17 protein-coding genes are annotated in these 15,651 nt (G+C 35.8%); 1 reads left to right on the top strand and 16 read right to left on the bottom strand.

Translation table 11 applies throughout. The features are described 5' to 3' along the window. Window positions 1-48: 48 nt before the first annotated feature. From EUBC25_RS11165 to EUBC25_RS11090, 16 genes are all read right to left on the bottom strand, one after another. A complete protein-coding gene (locus EUBC25_RS11165; protein WP_230105559.1) occupies window positions 49-693 on the bottom strand; it encodes an ABC transporter ATP-binding protein in 645 nt (214 codons plus the stop codon). A gap of 18 nt (window positions 694-711) precedes the next feature. After that, window positions 712-1,596 carry a hypothetical protein gene (locus EUBC25_RS11160; RefSeq protein WP_230105558.1) on the bottom strand — a complete coding sequence of 295 codons (885 nt, stop codon included), beginning with the start codon at window positions 1,594-1,596 and terminating at the stop codon, window positions 712-714. Next, a complete protein-coding gene (locus EUBC25_RS11155; protein WP_230105557.1) occupies window positions 1,589-2,338 on the bottom strand; it encodes a hypothetical protein in 750 nt (249 codons plus the stop codon). The genes EUBC25_RS11160 and EUBC25_RS11155 overlap by 8 nt, the downstream gene beginning before the upstream one ends. Before the next feature lie 436 nt (window positions 2,339-2,774). Next, window positions 2,775-3,458 carry a CPBP family intramembrane glutamic endopeptidase gene (locus EUBC25_RS11150; protein WP_230105556.1) on the bottom strand — a complete coding sequence of 228 codons (684 nt, stop codon included), beginning with the start codon at window positions 3,456-3,458 and terminating at the stop codon, window positions 2,775-2,777. Window positions 3,459-3,954: 496 nt separating this feature from the next. Next, complete coding sequence (istB, locus tag EUBC25_RS11140) at window positions 3,955-4,758, bottom strand: IS21-like element helper ATPase IstB (protein WP_230105555.1); 804 nt, start codon at window positions 4,756-4,758, stop codon at window positions 3,955-3,957. Further along, window positions 4,755-6,329: a Mu transposase domain-containing protein gene (locus tag EUBC25_RS11135; protein ID WP_230105554.1), complete on the bottom strand. Its 1,575-nt coding sequence runs from the start codon at window positions 6,327-6,329 to the stop codon at window positions 4,755-4,757. Before EUBC25_RS11135 ends, istB begins: the two co-directional genes overlap by 4 nt. Before the next feature lie 156 nt (window positions 6,330-6,485). Further along, window positions 6,486-6,698 (bottom strand): IS66 family transposase, encoded by a 213-nt coding sequence (locus EUBC25_RS15040; RefSeq protein ID WP_416386656.1) that lies wholly within the window; start codon window positions 6,696-6,698, stop codon window positions 6,486-6,488. Between the two features lie 84 nt (window positions 6,699-6,782). Further along, a complete protein-coding gene (tnpB, locus tag EUBC25_RS15105) occupies window positions 6,783-6,965 on the bottom strand; it encodes an IS66 family insertion sequence element accessory protein TnpB (protein WP_392391230.1) in 183 nt (60 codons plus the stop codon). Further along, on the bottom strand, window positions 6,923-7,180 hold the full coding sequence (locus tag EUBC25_RS11125) for an IS66 family insertion sequence element accessory protein TnpB (protein ID WP_230105553.1): 258 nt from the start codon (window positions 7,178-7,180) through the stop codon (window positions 6,923-6,925). Before EUBC25_RS11125 ends, tnpB begins: the two co-directional genes overlap by 43 nt. A 295-nt stretch (window positions 7,181-7,475) precedes the next feature. After that, window positions 7,476-7,655: a CLI_3235 family bacteriocin precursor gene (locus EUBC25_RS11120; RefSeq protein ID WP_230105552.1), complete on the bottom strand. Its 180-nt coding sequence runs from the start codon at window positions 7,653-7,655 to the stop codon at window positions 7,476-7,478. A 128-nt stretch (window positions 7,656-7,783) separates the two neighbouring features. Continuing rightward, complete coding sequence (locus EUBC25_RS11115; protein WP_230105551.1) at window positions 7,784-9,295, bottom strand: DUF6034 family protein; 1,512 nt, start codon at window positions 9,293-9,295, stop codon at window positions 7,784-7,786. A gap of 16 nt (window positions 9,296-9,311) precedes the next feature. After that, entirely contained in the window at window positions 9,312-10,418 is a 1,107-nt protein-coding gene (locus EUBC25_RS11110; RefSeq protein WP_230105550.1) for a S8/S53 family peptidase, read from the bottom strand. Further along, on the bottom strand, window positions 10,399-10,665 hold the full coding sequence (locus EUBC25_RS11105; RefSeq protein ID WP_230105549.1) for a hypothetical protein: 267 nt from the start codon (window positions 10,663-10,665) through the stop codon (window positions 10,399-10,401). Before EUBC25_RS11105 ends, EUBC25_RS11110 begins: the two co-directional genes overlap by 20 nt. Before the next feature lie 33 nt (window positions 10,666-10,698). Next, window positions 10,699-11,763: a TIGR04066 family peptide maturation system protein gene (locus tag EUBC25_RS11100; RefSeq protein WP_230105548.1), complete on the bottom strand. Its 1,065-nt coding sequence runs from the start codon at window positions 11,761-11,763 to the stop codon at window positions 10,699-10,701. Further along, entirely contained in the window at window positions 11,756-13,177 is a 1,422-nt protein-coding gene (ccpM, locus tag EUBC25_RS11095) for a Cys-rich peptide radical SAM maturase CcpM (protein ID WP_230105547.1), read from the bottom strand. Before ccpM ends, EUBC25_RS11100 begins: the two co-directional genes overlap by 8 nt. An 85-nt stretch (window positions 13,178-13,262) precedes the next feature. Beyond that, on the bottom strand, window positions 13,263-14,873 hold the full coding sequence (locus EUBC25_RS11090) for an ABC transporter ATP-binding protein (RefSeq protein ID WP_230105546.1): 1,611 nt from the start codon (window positions 14,871-14,873) through the stop codon (window positions 13,263-13,265). A 396-nt stretch (window positions 14,874-15,269) separates the two neighbouring features. On the opposite strand from EUBC25_RS11090, the gene EUBC25_RS11085 reads away from it, so the two are divergent. Next, window positions 15,270-15,644: a BlaI/MecI/CopY family transcriptional regulator gene (locus EUBC25_RS11085; protein ID WP_230105545.1), complete on the top strand. Its 375-nt coding sequence runs from the start codon at window positions 15,270-15,272 to the stop codon at window positions 15,642-15,644. Window positions 15,645-15,651 lie beyond the last annotated feature (7 nt).

Here is a 15,651-nt window from a genome sequence, read left to right as displayed (position 1 = left end):
CTTATGTAATGATTTTGAAATATATTTATTGTGTAAAGACAGATATTTTTATTTAACGCGTGTCATTTTTCCCGCATCCATTTCCCACACATGGTCTGCCAAAAGAGTAATGTCTTCACTGTTATGGCTGGTTAGAAGGATCGTTTTCCCTTTCTCCTTCCACTCCATCAATAAAGCGCGTATCTCCTCCACTCCCCCCTTATCCAATCCATTAAAGGGTTCATCCAGTATCAGCAATTCCGGGGCTTCCATGATTGCCTGGGCAATGCCAAGTCTCTGCTTCATTCCCATAGAATATTTGTCCACTGCTTTTTTTGAAGACGGATCCAGACCCACTTTACGGATGACCTCTTTGATCTGCTCATCCGTAATTTGACCGCGGATTCCCGCCATTAACCGGAGATTTTTAAATGCTGACATCTGCTGCATAAAGCCCGGATGTTCAATCAGAAGGCCAATAGATTCAGGAAAATCTACATCTTTTCCAATCTGCTTTCCTCCTACTGTAACCTGACCGGCTGTAGGCGTAAGAAAACCGCATACGCATTTAAAAAATACACTTTTTCCGGAACCGTTGTTTCCGATCACAGCATACGTCTTTCCTCTTAAAAACTCACAGTTTATCCCTTTGAGAACTTCCTGCTCCCGAAAGGTCTTTCTCAAGTTTTCAACTTTTACCATTACTTCATTCATCGTCTGCCCTCCGTTTCTCTATGAAAATACGAACTGGTAACGCCTGGCCAGCTTTCTGATAATCAAAATATTTAACAGAACCCACACAACCAGAATCAGATAACTGTGCCATAACCTTGGCAACAGATCATAGCCGAAATTGTGCATATAATAGGTGGCATGATTCAAAGGAGAAATCCACCCAGTAATCACATTACTTTTATATTGCAATATATCCGGTATATTTAAAAGCCTGCCTACCATATCCGGATTCAGAAGAAGGCCATAAAGATTCAGGATGAATACACTTACAACGCCGCCAAACTTATTTTTCAGCAGATTAAAGATCATCATGAGCGTTGCTGCCAATAGGGTATATAAGGTCATCAAAAAGAAAATAGCGGCCGTACACTTATAAGGTTTTGACATTTCCATTATTTTCACTGAAGCAGGAAGCGCCACCTTCTCTCCCACACCAGAGTACCCTAAAAGAGCTCCTGTCTCGCTCCACATATTCCCCACGAACGAGAGGGGTGCACATAATATACAAAATACTATCAGTATAAAAAACATATAGATCAATGTTACAGCCACAATATACAGGATCTGGGCCCAGATCCAGGTACTTCGCCTGGCCCTGACCAGATAATAGGGTGTTGCTTCGTTGATAAAGGGCATGTCCATAAAGAAGAAAATCAAAAGAAAAGAAGCAAGCAGAATTGATTTTCCATCACTGAATGCCCATACAAAAGGTTCAAAAATCTGCATGATCGTTCCATAGGTCCGGGCAAACATAATAGCCTTGGCAGACATCATAACACAGAACACAAATGCCAGAATAAACGCCAAAACAATCTGGGGATTTTTCTTCCACCCCAGGAAATTCAATCTGGTCATTGAGCATACAAGACAAAATTCACTCATGTTTCCACCTTCTTTCCATCATAATAAGATATCCGGTTCCCGCTATCAAATTAGCAGCAAGCAAAATCACTATAACCTGACTTTCACTGGAAATTCTCAATAACATCCATTCTTCCGGATTCAAAATGGGATAATCTGAAAGATAGGCTTTCAATAAGGTGGATATGATATAATACAAAATAAAGGGAGAGGCATAGGCCATATAGCGATTATTAGAGCCAACGGAAATCACTCCCCCAAGCAAAGCATAAAAGGAGCTGTTTATACACAAAATTGCTGCCATCTTGCACAAATATATCAAACTATCTGTCTGGAAGGTCTGTATTTCCGCCTGCTTTGGCGGAAACAAGATGCCAAAAATAATAAGCAGCAGTAAGATCATGGCAAGAACTGTTAAAAATCCAACCAATACACAGCTAAGTATTTTACTGGTATAGTAACGCTTCTTTGTCGTTCTAAGGATACTATAATATAACACTCTGCTTTGCATATCTTCAATAAACATCCCACTTACTGCGAATGTACATACAATGGGCAATACATAAGCAATGGCTTCCGTTCGAAGCGCTATGCAGACCGCGGACAGGAAACGGATTTCTCCTTCCGGTATTATAGATTCTGCAATATTTTCCATCATCTCTCCCATGCCGAAAACAGCTGCTAAAGAACAAAGCACAATGCCCACATAAAACCCTGGTGAAGATAATCCACGTTTGATATCCATTCGATAGATTCCATTCATTCCTTACCCCCTCCTTTCAGGATTTAGTCCACTTCAATCCCGGGATCCGCATTCGGCTGAATGTATCCTCCATCAATGGCATTTAATACGATGGTTTCTGTGCCCCATTTACGGATCTCCCCAGCCGAAGTTAAGCCTGTCCTTTCTAAATCGAAAACCCACACAGAAACCAACCATACTCTTTCAGGTTCTTCAATGCATTAATGTTGGCCGCACGAATCCGAATAATTAAAACATTATATATGCGATAACGTATAATTAATTGCAAAAAGGCCAGCAACTCCACTCAATATCTGCAATAAATAAATCGCATTTTCCTGTTGAAACCAAGGGATTTTTCACCTCTTCCATACGTCTGCTTATGAAAACGAGAGTTAATTATCAAGGAAGTTCACATCAATATAAATGCGTCTTATGTAATGATTTTGAAATATATTTATCGCGTAAAAACAGATATTTTATAAGTTATTTCTGTAGTCAGAATGTGTGGCGCCATATGAAGGAAAACAGGGAAAAAAATATTTCCTACTCTTTTATAAAAGAACATAAATATGTACTGTCCTGCTATACCAGAGGTTATTGAATTAAATATCAAAAGGCTATTCACTTGCATATAGGGACGCCCAATATTCAAGAGAATATGCATACTCCCCCACAATGCTCCACTAATAACAGCTCCCAGATGCTTATTATATAATCTCATAAGCTTTGGCCCTAAATAAGCTCTGTAAATAAATTCTTCTACAAAGAAAAACATACAAAAATATATAATCATATTAAAAATGTAATCACAAATTGAAACTTCTGAAGAAGAAAACTGCGGATAATTCATAAAGAAAGAAATTCCAACTATAAGCACAAATAATACTATCGTTATTTTCAAACCTTTCGTACAAATTCCTAACGAAGTTAGATCATGCCGATTTCTAAAAATAATAGCCCCAACATAAACTGCAGAAATTGCTATGCCTAAAAAACTAGTTAAGTAAAATTGATTCTTCTTATCAAAATGAACACTTACTCCCATCATTACCAGTGTGTATAATATATAAAAAATAATAAAAAGATTTTTTCTTAAACCTGAAAATAAGGAACTATTATTTGGAAAACGGTTTTTCATCTTCTCCTCCTTCAAAAATAGGTGTGCTAACCAAAGTAGAACACCCATATAATTGATTATTCCGAGGCTCTTTGAGCCACCTGTCCGGACTTTGAGAGCTGCCATTCCGGAGAATGAAAGCCATATATTCCGGTAAGTCAGAGCCACATTAGGCTCTATTACATAGATTTCCTTTATACTGTAAGAACAACATCAGTAGATATGAATACAGTTAAAGGAGGTCACCACTATGACCAAATATCGAGAAATCCTTCGCCTGAAAAGCTTAGGATTCAGTGAACGGAACATCGCACATAGTTGCGGTGTGTCCCGTAACACAGTTACTGTTCGCCGGACGCCCATCCTTCGCTACTTTGTGCAAATGTCAACCACTTTTTTACATTGTTAGGTAAGATGTTTTTTACACCGTATGGTAAGGAGTTTTTTACATCCCTTAGTAAGCAGATTTTTACATCGTAAGGTAAGCACTTTTTTACTTTACCCGGTAAGCAGTTTTTTACATCCCTGTTTCTCCCTGTGGGTACAGGTCAGGGTGCTTCAGCCGGTAGGATTCCCCGCGGAAAGAGTAACACTTGGCATGGTGCAGGATCCGGTCCAGCATTGCAGTGGTAAGTACTGGATCCCCCATCATCTCAGCCCAGTCAACAATCTCTTTGTTGGTGGTAAAGATGATGGAACTGGTTTCATAGGTGTCACTGATAAATGTGAAAAAGCGGTTTGCCTGTCCGCGGCTGATCGGTGTATAGCCGATCTCATCAATGATGACAAGCTGTGCTTTCTTGATATTTTTGAGTCGAAATCCGGCTGCACGCTCTGTTTCTGCGGTGTCGAGAATCTTAATCAGGTTGGTCATCTTCTCAAAACATACAGTATAGCCACTGTTGATAGCCTGTAGACCAAGGCCACAGGCAACCATGGTCTTGCCGAGGCCGGGAGGCCCCGCAAAGACAAGGTTTCCGCAGTTGTCCAGCCAGGATAATTCTTTCAATACGGAGAGCTGCGCGTGGGTGATACCTGACTCCAGCTCTTCCGGATCAAACTCTTCTAATGGTCGGATATTTGGTGGAAAATGCGCTGCGGAATAGTTACGCTTCCGACGCCGTTCATTCCGACCTTTGACTTCGGTCTCGAGAACAGCCAGAAGGAATTCCCTGCAGGAGGAGTCCTGAAGATCTGCGGTTTCCAGAAGATCCGGAAGCATACGCGCCGCGTGCTTTAAGGTAAACGTTTCAAGCAGGGCTGTGAGCCGCTGTACAGGGATATGGCCGGTATCCATACTTTTTAAGATTTCACGGTTCATCGAGCAGCAGCCTCCTTCCTCTCTGTGCGTTCCTGAAAGGCTTTTGCATAAACAGAAAGATCCGTGTAGCTGACACTGCCGGATGGAACCTGTGCGCGGCAGTCGTCTGTGGCCAGTTCCCGGCCGGCTTTTGCAAGGCTGTAAACAACTTTAAACTGTGAGAACTGATACCGGTATTTCTGGCAGCACTCCTTCATCACCTGTGCTACCAGGGATTTATCCGGATTCTCAGAATCAAGGAATTGTTCAATTGCCCGAAGCTGTTTGGAGATATGCCGTGGATTTTCCTTTTTTACACCATTGATGAAGTGCTGGAAGTCATAGCAGTTCCATTTCCCGCGGAGACGTTCCATGATCTCGATCCAGTCTCCGGAGTCCTGCTTCCGGTGCTCTGGGAGCTGATTGACACTTCCTTTTCGCTCACTGAGGTTATGGGAACAGATATAGTTCAGCTGATCGTCATAAATGTGGATCTTTCCACTGACAACTTTGAATCGTACCGTTTTGAAAGCATAATCACGGGGAACCGAATACCTGCATGATTTATACAGGACGTAAGGCATTGCCGCGATTTCATAAGTGCGGAACGTATTCGGAGATGTTTCATACACGGATGGAAGAAGAGGCCGCATGGCTGACCTTTCAATGCTGTCGTAGACTGCTTTTGGGACCCGTAAGGTAGAACGGTGGATCCGCTGGTTTTTGCGTTCCAGCCATCCGGGCAGGGAACGCCATACATCATCGATACAGGTGACCTTCCGCGCACTGAAGAAGTTTTTCTTCACGAACCCGACAGAGTTTTCGATAGGTCCCTTGCTTTCTGGATCCGCTTTATTACACACCCAGAGCCGGATATCCTGTTCAGTACAGAAATCTTCAAAGGTCCTGGTCTTGATGACTTCACCATAGGTTTCACTGGCGACAAACACGGCGTCCTGGTCAATGACCAGTTCTTTAGGACGCCCTCCAAGCCTGCAGAAACTACGGTAGATCGCCTTACAGGCCTCTTCCGAGTTATACTTGTGATCCTGTGCATAAACGCATAAAAAACGGCTGTAACGCAGCAAAAGGCACATGAAATGGATATGCGTTGTTTTTGAGAGAGTCTCCTCACCGAAGTCAATCAGCATCTGTTCTCCGGGCGGGGTGTCAAAAACATAATCATAGATACGGCGGTGCTCAGGCTCCCTGTTGATCTGTCCGGAATCCTCAAGATAATGGATGTAGTTCCGGAGCGTCTGTTGGTTCCCGGGAAGTTTCTCATAGTCTCCGTTTTCGATGAATTTTTCTTCCAGAACATCGTAAACTGATGACATACAGAACGTTTTTCCGCTGTTTGTTTCAAGGATCCTGATAATCGTACTGCGGAAAGGTTCCGCATCAAAGGTTTTCGGTTTTGCGAGCTTAGCGCCGGGATCATCCGGGAGCACATCCATGTCATAATACTTGCTGATCGTGGGACGGCTGGGAGGCTTGCGTCCCTGCGCTTCATAGTATCTGATAATATCAGCTTTTGTGTAACCTTGCAGTTTTAAATCCTGTATTTCCTGCATTTTTGTTTTTGTCAGCATAAAGGTCTCCTCTCTTGTGTACTGCTTACAGTATACAAAATCGGATGAACTGCTGACTCCTCCTGTGATAAAACTCGCCGCAGAGGATGTAAAAAAGTTCTTACCGGACGGTGTAAAGAACTTCTTACCAACTCATGTAAAAAACTCCTTACCGCGTCATGTAAAAAACTCCTTACCCTGTGGCTGTAAAATCACCTTACCACGCACAACTTTGACTGGAGTCTCATCGGCCTGCAGCACATGGAAGCGGTACATCCTGTTATGAAGGTAATCATAAAGTGCCCCCAGATACCGGTCGGCACACTGGATCACCCAGTTGGCCATCACCTGCCGGGAGATGTGGAGTACTCTTAATTGAATGAATTGCATGAGACCCGGATGTGGATAACTTCCACTGTATCTGCGAGGGCGAACCGGAAAAGATTTTTAAATTTCTCTGTTTTGCACAACGTATCACAGGAGATTGCTGGGCTGCACTTCCTGGATCGGATGTCTGGATACGATCTCCAGCCCCTGCATCAGCGCCCGGTATTGTTCCGGCGTGATCTCCAGAGCCTCTTCTTTTGTACGGGACCAGCTGAAGCCGCCCTGTTTTAGCCTTTTGTAAACCTTCCGGAATCCGGATGGAAAACGGATGATGCATCTGGTAACACAGCAGGAAGTTTGATCTCAGCGAAAGATACGGACTGCTGAACAGTAGATAACTGTCCCGTCTCTATAACTGCGGACAGAGACGGATTTTGAGATGCTTCATAAGCTTCCCAGCGCAGGATGCGCTGCCAGTAAAAGAACTGTTTTCCAGAGATTCCGTTTGCCCGGCAGCAGGCGGTCTTTGGCATCCCGCTGTTCATACATTCATTCAGGATCTTGGTCCAGTGCTCTGCACGGACCTGATGTGTGATTTTATCTATGGCACTAACTCCTTTAAAAAACTTGTAGTTTTCTGGAGTTATTATCTCATGAGACAAGGAAACTAGCACGGTACTAGTGATTTACCATATACAAACAAATTACTACATAATAATGAATTAAACATATTATTGCTTTTCAGGCAAAGAAAACAATATGTTTTCTTTGCCTGAAATTAATTAATTAAACATTCTAATATTACAACAAAAATATACTTTTAGCGCAGAAATAGAAAAATCATGCTGTAATATTTCTGTCAATATTAGACTTCATGTTTTCACGTAAACTTTCTTTTGCAAGAGCCCACGGATATCCTCCCGGACCACAATAACAATCGCAATTGATATCACATACGCAATTCTTATACTGCTCTAATGTATTACGATTTTCTTGAATTCTTTTATTTAGTTTCTTCATTTCATATTCCTCCTATTTTTATAATGAATGCCTTATTATAAATAACATTATTCAAACTTCTTTAACTCTACTCCTCCTTTCCAAGAATAATTTTATGATTGAATAATGTCATATATAGAAACAGTACATTATCCTTCTCCCTGCTTGATCGATACAAATCCTCCATCAATTGCATTTAATACGACGTTTTCTGTGCCCCATTTAAGAACCTCCCCATCTGAAGTTAATCCTGTCTTTTCTAAATTGAAAACCCACACAGGAACCAACCATACTTTTTCAGGTTCTTCAAATGCATTAATGTTGGCCGCACGAATCTGTATATTTGTAACATTATATATACATTTTGTACCAGTATCCTTCAGCTCATCTCCATCGTCAGAAAGAGCGGAATACAGCAGGTGATCTGCCAGTTTTTCCTTTATTTCATCAAAAGAAAGTAGCTTTGTGTTATTTGCAACTGTATCTATTTTCTTTGACATATTTGTCCAAGCAAATTTTTGAACACCATCTTTCGTGATAATGATTTGAATTTTTTCGGAAGAAAATTGTGGGGCGTATACTGTTTCTGGAATTCCTTCTAGTATTTCAGGTGACCGCTGACTATATCCCATCAAGTCTCCCAATGTACGATAAAAATAAATTGAAAATCCAACCTCATTAAAGGGATTATCTTCGTCCCATAATACCCATGTTTCTGTATTCCTATTTCCGATTGCTTTGACACAGCTGCCTACTTCAAACCCTTTTATTGATAATTTATCGAGTAAAGCCTTCGCTTCATTCAAAGCCTCCTCTTCAGATAGAGATGGTATCTCTTCCATATGTTCTTTTAATGATTTTAGCCAAGCATCATTTTTATTATTGCTATCTAAATTTCCATGAATCAAAGGCATCAGATATTCTTCATCAATAAACGTACCCTGGGAATACAGAAAATTGGTTGTGCTTCCTAATTTATCGCTATAGCTTATCGCACGGATTAAGGGGTTCTTTTCATTTTCTTTATCTATTTTGGCTGTGAAACCTAGTTTTTCGTCTGTATCATAATAATAATCACTTACTCCATCATAGAAATCTCTTTCTGTCTGTACCGGCTCCATAAGAACAGGCTTTATAGAATTCTTTGTTCCCGCTTTTTCTGGAGCTTCATCAATAAGTTGATCCATTTTACTAAGTTGATCCTGCCAATATTGAGTTGATCCTAATCCACCAGATAACGAAGCCCAAGTCCCCTCATAATTTTCCATTCTCGCTTTTTCCGATTCTAATTCATCTTTTGTCATCTTAGGATATTCATACAATGGATTCCCATCTGAAAAATAATCGCATAATTTCTCCAACAATTCATTGGTCAATACTGATTGTTCATAAACATCTACAGGTGTATTGTATATTTCTGGTATCTGTGGAGAATAATCTGCTTCTAAAGTAACAAAACCATCGCTTCTTTCAATCTTTTCGTGCCAATGATCAGGAATCTGCAGATCTTTTGGTACATCGTCATCTTTTTCCAGAATGCTTTCTTTCGGAATCCCCTCTGATCGGTCAACAACAATTTCTTCTTGTGGCGTTTTAGCACATGCCATTAATCCAGAACTTAAACATAGCAAACAAACCAAAATATATGTTTTGTTCTTCATTAGAAATCACCCCCTTCTATTCTTGTAATAATAATATCATATCTTTGCATATTGATTCTATTTCATGTTTACTATAATTGTGTATTACCTGGTTACAGACGGTTAATTTCATGCTATTTCGATACACATGTATCCAGCAACAATCAGTAGTATCTACTATATTTGGAAATGTTAAAAGTATATTTGAATTTAATAATAAAAGATCAACATTACGATGAAATGAAATATTTATTTGTTGTTCGAAGTTTTGTTTATTATAATTTATAATTCTAAAATCATCGCTTGAAGAATTATTGTCTGTAATACATACACATTCATAACCAAATATTTTAGTAAGACAATTTAAAACATTAGAAAATATTGAAATATCATCTGATTCTATTAAAATAATTGGTGGATTGATAATTTTTTTTGGAAGCAGTGCTTCAGACAGTACATTAATCTGGCGATCATTACAGGTTTCTCCTTGGGCAAGAAACTGATTTATTAGGTTTCTTGAACATGAAAAACTACTTTCTTCGCATAACGCATCAACTTTATTTAACAAATTTGCCAAAACACGAGGAGCTGAAAAGCTATTTCCTATATTTGAATCCAAAACTGTCCCACAATCCACATGAAGATCATTATCTGGAATAGCATAGATTTTTTGACAACAAAAATGTTCTACAGGTAATGCTATAGTTCCGATCACTTCTTGAAACGCTGCCGGCATAGTAATAAGATTAGCATTACTGCTTGCAGCTATTATAGTAATTCCACTGTCATACATTTTTTTAATCAAAGGATATATTTCTTTTTGTTTTGATAATATCGTTGTGCCAATGCTCAAACATAATACATCAATTTGATTAGAAAAAAGAAATTCTAATGCAATTATGAAATCGTTAATATCTAATTGATTTTTATTCATAATATCAACATGTATTAAAACGTGGTTCTTAGGATTTCTTAAGTTATCGTTCAAAATCTTGCAGCATAATGTACTATGAGTAGAATTAACTATATCGTTTGTTTGGCATACCGTTTTTACTTGACATTTCGTTATTTTATACTTATGTATCTGAGAAAAATCAAGCATTACATTATTATCTAAAGAATCGTCAATTATTCCTATTTTCATTAATGCCAATCGCCTCTATTTCTGCCGCCAAATTGTTAACAGTAAATATTGGGCTATCATTCGTTTCTAAAATTCTGCAAATATTAATTCCATATTTAGTTTCAAGCGTATTAATTAAATATAAGAAATCAACGGTATCTATTCCAAACTTTTGATCAAGCAAATTATCATTTAAATCTGAAATAGTAATATCAAAAAGAGCACTAATTTCCTCTAACAACATTTTTTTAGCAATATCTTTTGTCATATATATACCCCCTGTATATTTTTTACAAATGATCTAAATTATCTCAGGATTTTCATTTAAAAGGGAAGTTAATTCATCTATGAATGTTTCAATCCCTTTTTTATCGTCTGGAAGTAAGACAATATTGCTGTTCACAATTTCTGTTGGCAAATTTTCTTTACAAAACTTGTTAGAATAGAAATTATATTCTACTTTTTCTTCCTCGGTATTTACATTATAAGTTTGATTACAGATATAGAATTTAATAATATCCACGCCCAATCGTAACTTACACAACTTTTTCATTTCATCAAAATATTTATCCGTATAGTATTTACTATAATGTATACAGAGAACACCATAATCACTTATTATTGCATTAGATAAAACATATGAAATTTCTCCAAAATAATTGTGTTCATAATCATTTAATGTCATTATCCCACTAGGGCAACTAATCAGTATTATGTCAGGAAGTTTTTGCTCAGCTAAGTCACAAATAAAACTATTGGCTCGTTTAACTTTTAGAGGCAGAGATATATCATCCGCATATAAAAAATCAGGTAATACGTCACAATTAAATAACCTTGCAAGTGGATTCCCAGAAATTACTAAAACGCTATATCCTTTATCCTCTAAAACTTTTTTTACTGATAATATCAAAGAAAACTTATCACAATTTTCACCATCTCCTAATATAGAGATAACTGGGCATGTCACTTTTCGTAATTTTTTTGACGAAGTACAAATTCTATTGTTATAGCTATTTAGAATTGTTGTCTCAGCATCTTTAAATACTTCAACTCCCAGCCATTTATAGATAAAGCTGCTAGTGTATATTGGTATATTTTTTCGAATGGCTTCATTAATTCGATTAATATATGCTTTTTTGCCCATTTTTTGCACATTATCACATAAAATCAAGACATCGCAATCCATAAGGGCTTTTTCGGAATCATTTGTGTAAATGCTATTTTTTTGAACTTCTATTTCATTTTCTTTATAAGTAACTATAAAACTTATTTCATATTTTTTTAATTCCTTGGAGTGTTCATAGATTACATTCGACTCATAATTTGCAGGGAACAATACAATTTTTCTCTTACTATTCTCACTCATCATGATCCTCCTCGTGAAAATGATATCCATTTTCTATCAAAACACATAATTCTTTTAAATTATACAAAGTATCATTTATACTCGTTTTACAACTACATAACTTTCCTTCGCATGTTAATTTATTATTTGTAGGCTCAACTTGTCCTACACACATTCTACATAAACGTAAATTCCAACATTCCAAACATTCTTTTTCTGTCAATTGACCGATGTTCAAAATATAACGCATTTTATTATAATCAAATCCCTTTTCAACACTTCCTATCTTCATTCCTTGAACATTTTCACTAACTCTTTCGCATGGATAAAAATCTCCTGAAGTGTCTACAAACAACCTTCTTACCCCAGGGATGCATGGACCACCGTGATGCATTGCTTCCAGTTCTATATAATGTTGATGAGTCTCTTTATAAAAAAGTTCTATTGCTCTATGATCTGTAATATATAAGGGGTGTATATATTTCCGATCAATTTTTCCCAATAAGTATAGCAATACCTTTAAGTGTTCATATCTGTGTGGAATCCAAAATGAATCATTTACTTTAAGTAATCCATTATTTGATACACCTGTTTCATTTAACATACTTAATCTGACTTGAATAGGATTGAATAACTTTGAATTAGCGAAATAGTCTAAAACATTTTTTAAATCCGCTTTTGGATTGATGACGGTATTATATCTTACAGTAGAAAAAAATTCTTCGTCATACTTTTTTATTTTGTTTAAATTTCGAACGATTACATCAAAAGAACCTTGCCCATTTCTAAATTTACGATTTACATCGTGTTCTTCTTTTTTGCCGTCTAAACTGATTGTAACTGCAAATTTATGTTTTGCTAAAAAGCTAATAACCTCTTCTGATAATAAAGTTCCGTTAGTAGTTATAAAAAAACTCAATTCTTTATCCTGAACTTTTCCCTCGGCATACTCTACGCATTTTTTGATGAGCGGAAACTCTAATAATGGCTCTCCTCCGTAAAAAGCAATAATTAATTTATCTGAATCTATAGAATGTTCAAAATAAAAATCTATTGCTTCCCGTGCTATCTCCCAAGACATTCTTTTGTCTGAATGTCCTCTATTATAATAATTACCCGAATATGTACAATAGAAGCATCTTAAGTTGCATTGCTGCGTCACTTGTAATATTAGTTCTTTTAATTGCTTGTTTGCATAATATTCAATATCATCGGAAGAGGGGTGAATTATTTTTTTTGTAATCTTCTTCTGCAATAATCCTTTTTGTAAATATTTGTCTAATTCCCTGCAATTATTTGGAATTTTCCCATCTCGTTCGACATTTTTTAAGATTTTGTATTCCTCAGGATTTACGCAAACTACTGAATTTGTGTGTCGATCATAGAAATAATACTTTTTTAATGTTGAAAAACATTTTATTACAATTTCTCCCATAGACACCTTCTCCCTTCTTTATATAGATACTTTTATAATTGTTTCCATCCTTAACATATTCAACTTCTTCTAATTAATTTATTGACTATTTCTTTTGGATTTTATGACATTTAATCTCATATATTTTGTCTAAATTTTCTAGATTTTCTGCTTTATGGGTAACAATTATCACAGTTTTATTATTACATTTTTGAAAAATATAATTGTGAATAAAACTGTCATATATCCGATCTATATTTGAAGTGGCTTCATCCATTATAATAATTTTTGCATCTTTGACTATTGCTCGTATGAAGGCAACTTTTTGACGCTCCCCGCCGGATAAATTTCCTCCGTTTCTATCAAGTATCGTATTCAATCCTTGTGGCAAACTTTGAATAAACTTTTCTAACTTTAATTCTTCTATTATTTGCCAGAGTTGACTATCAGTCATTTTTTTTCCTAAAAGAATATTATTTCGCAAAGTATCTCTGAATAAATATATGTCTTGACTTATAACACTAAATAATTGACGATAACAATTAAGTTTTACTTCTCCAATATCAACGCCATCTATTAAAATTTGTCCCTTTTGTGGATGATAAAATTGTAATAGAAGTTGAATTAAGGTTGATTTACCTGAACCATTATCTCCTATAAGGGCTATTCTTTCACCTTTCTTAATTGTTAATGAAATATCATTTAAAACAGGATGATTTTTATCATAATAAAAACTAACATTATTAAAAATGATTTCTTTATCAAAATTTTTTATTTCACGATATCCGCTTAATGTTTGCTCGTTTTCCAGTTTTTTTAATTTTTGCAACCTTTTGATAGATGGTTTTATTTGTGCAAACAAGAATTTCAAATTAAAAATCAAAGCTATAGGACCAATTACATAAGAACTGTATGTAATAAATGCAGTTAAACTACCTACGGTCATTTCGTTGATACAAACAAAATAACCTCCTACGCCATAAAGGAATCCAGTGATAATCCATTGCAACAAAGTATCTCCTGCCAAATTAAATGAATTTAAGAGATTACCTTCTTTGAGAAACTTGAGATTATATTTTTGATATTTTATCAATTCTTTTTTCTTTATTTTAAATAAATTCCATAATTTAATTTCAGCAATTCCATTTAATGTATCATCAAACCATCCGGAAAAATCGGAATAATATTTTAAAATACATTCTGTGTTTTGCTCTCTTTTATTTGAAAAAAAAGTAATTAAACAAAATTTTATTGGTACTGCAAGAAGAACAAAGATAGCAAGTTTCCAATTAATTACAAATAATCCAGCAACTCCACTCAATATCTGCAATAAATAGCTTACTGTATTTATCAAGCCACTATTAAATAACGAACTAATATTGTCTATATCTGATGTAATTCTGTTAATAATTTCAGAAGAATTATTATTTTTAAAATAAGCCACTTTAAGATTCAATAAATAGCTAAAATATTTGTAATACAGCCTTAATACAATCCAATTTTGTATATTTACATAAACCGAAGTTTGTAAAATACTAATCCCAGATTCTATAATAGATAATCCAACTAGTATAATAGAACATACTATTACGACACTAAAAGTTTTTCCTACTAATCCAGTATCAACAATTTTCTGAATAACTAATGGACGGCCAAATGCAATAATTACTGTGATTACATAACAAAAAAATATCTCTATAATCCATCTCTTTTTCATATGATACGCCTTACACGATTTTTATTACGATTGTTGTTGAGTAATCCACTTATAACCTTGTCATCTATGCGATAATTTATTTTTAATATATTATATAATATCAAGTCATTATTTTCAATATATTTTTAACATATTAAATTATATACTAATAATAAATTAAATCAATTGAATTTTACACATTATATTCAAATTTAAATTAATATTAAAGGAAATATCGAAATTTAATTTACTGCTTTAGATTGCTAAGGTTTTCAGCACAAAATTATTAAAGATTACGGAAATAAAGCAATAAGATGTTATTATTGATTATTCAATATTTTTATATTATTAAATAGTGAAATATAAATAATAATGTGTTATTATAATAATATATAACGGTTGCAAAGGAGGATAAAAATGATTAAGTTAACACGAAGGCAGGAAGATATCATGAAAATATTGTGGGAATCGGACAAACCATTAATTGCATCAGAAATCGAAAAAAAGCAGGATGATCTTAATATTAATACTGTCCAGGCTACGCTCCGAGCTCTTATGAAGAAAAATGCCATTGAAGTTGCAGACATTGTTTATAGTGGAACTGTATTGTCCAGAAGCTATAGGCCAATTATAAGTCGGGATCAGGTTATCACAGAATATGATCAGGTAGTTAGTAAGGTATTAAATGATAAGAACCTGATTGCACATTATGTGGATGAAATTAACGATCTGGCTGCTATTACAGAATTAGAAAAAATAATCAAAGAAAAAAGGAAAAAATTGGAGAAATAATATATGC

The organism is Claveliimonas bilis, assembly GCF_020892095.1.
In the GTDB taxonomy this organism is placed as follows: Bacteria; Bacillota; Clostridia; order Lachnospirales; family Lachnospiraceae; genus Claveliimonas; species Claveliimonas bilis.
The sequence above is the reverse complement of the archived record's forward strand: the minus strand, read 5'-3'. Positions and strand labels throughout refer to the sequence as shown.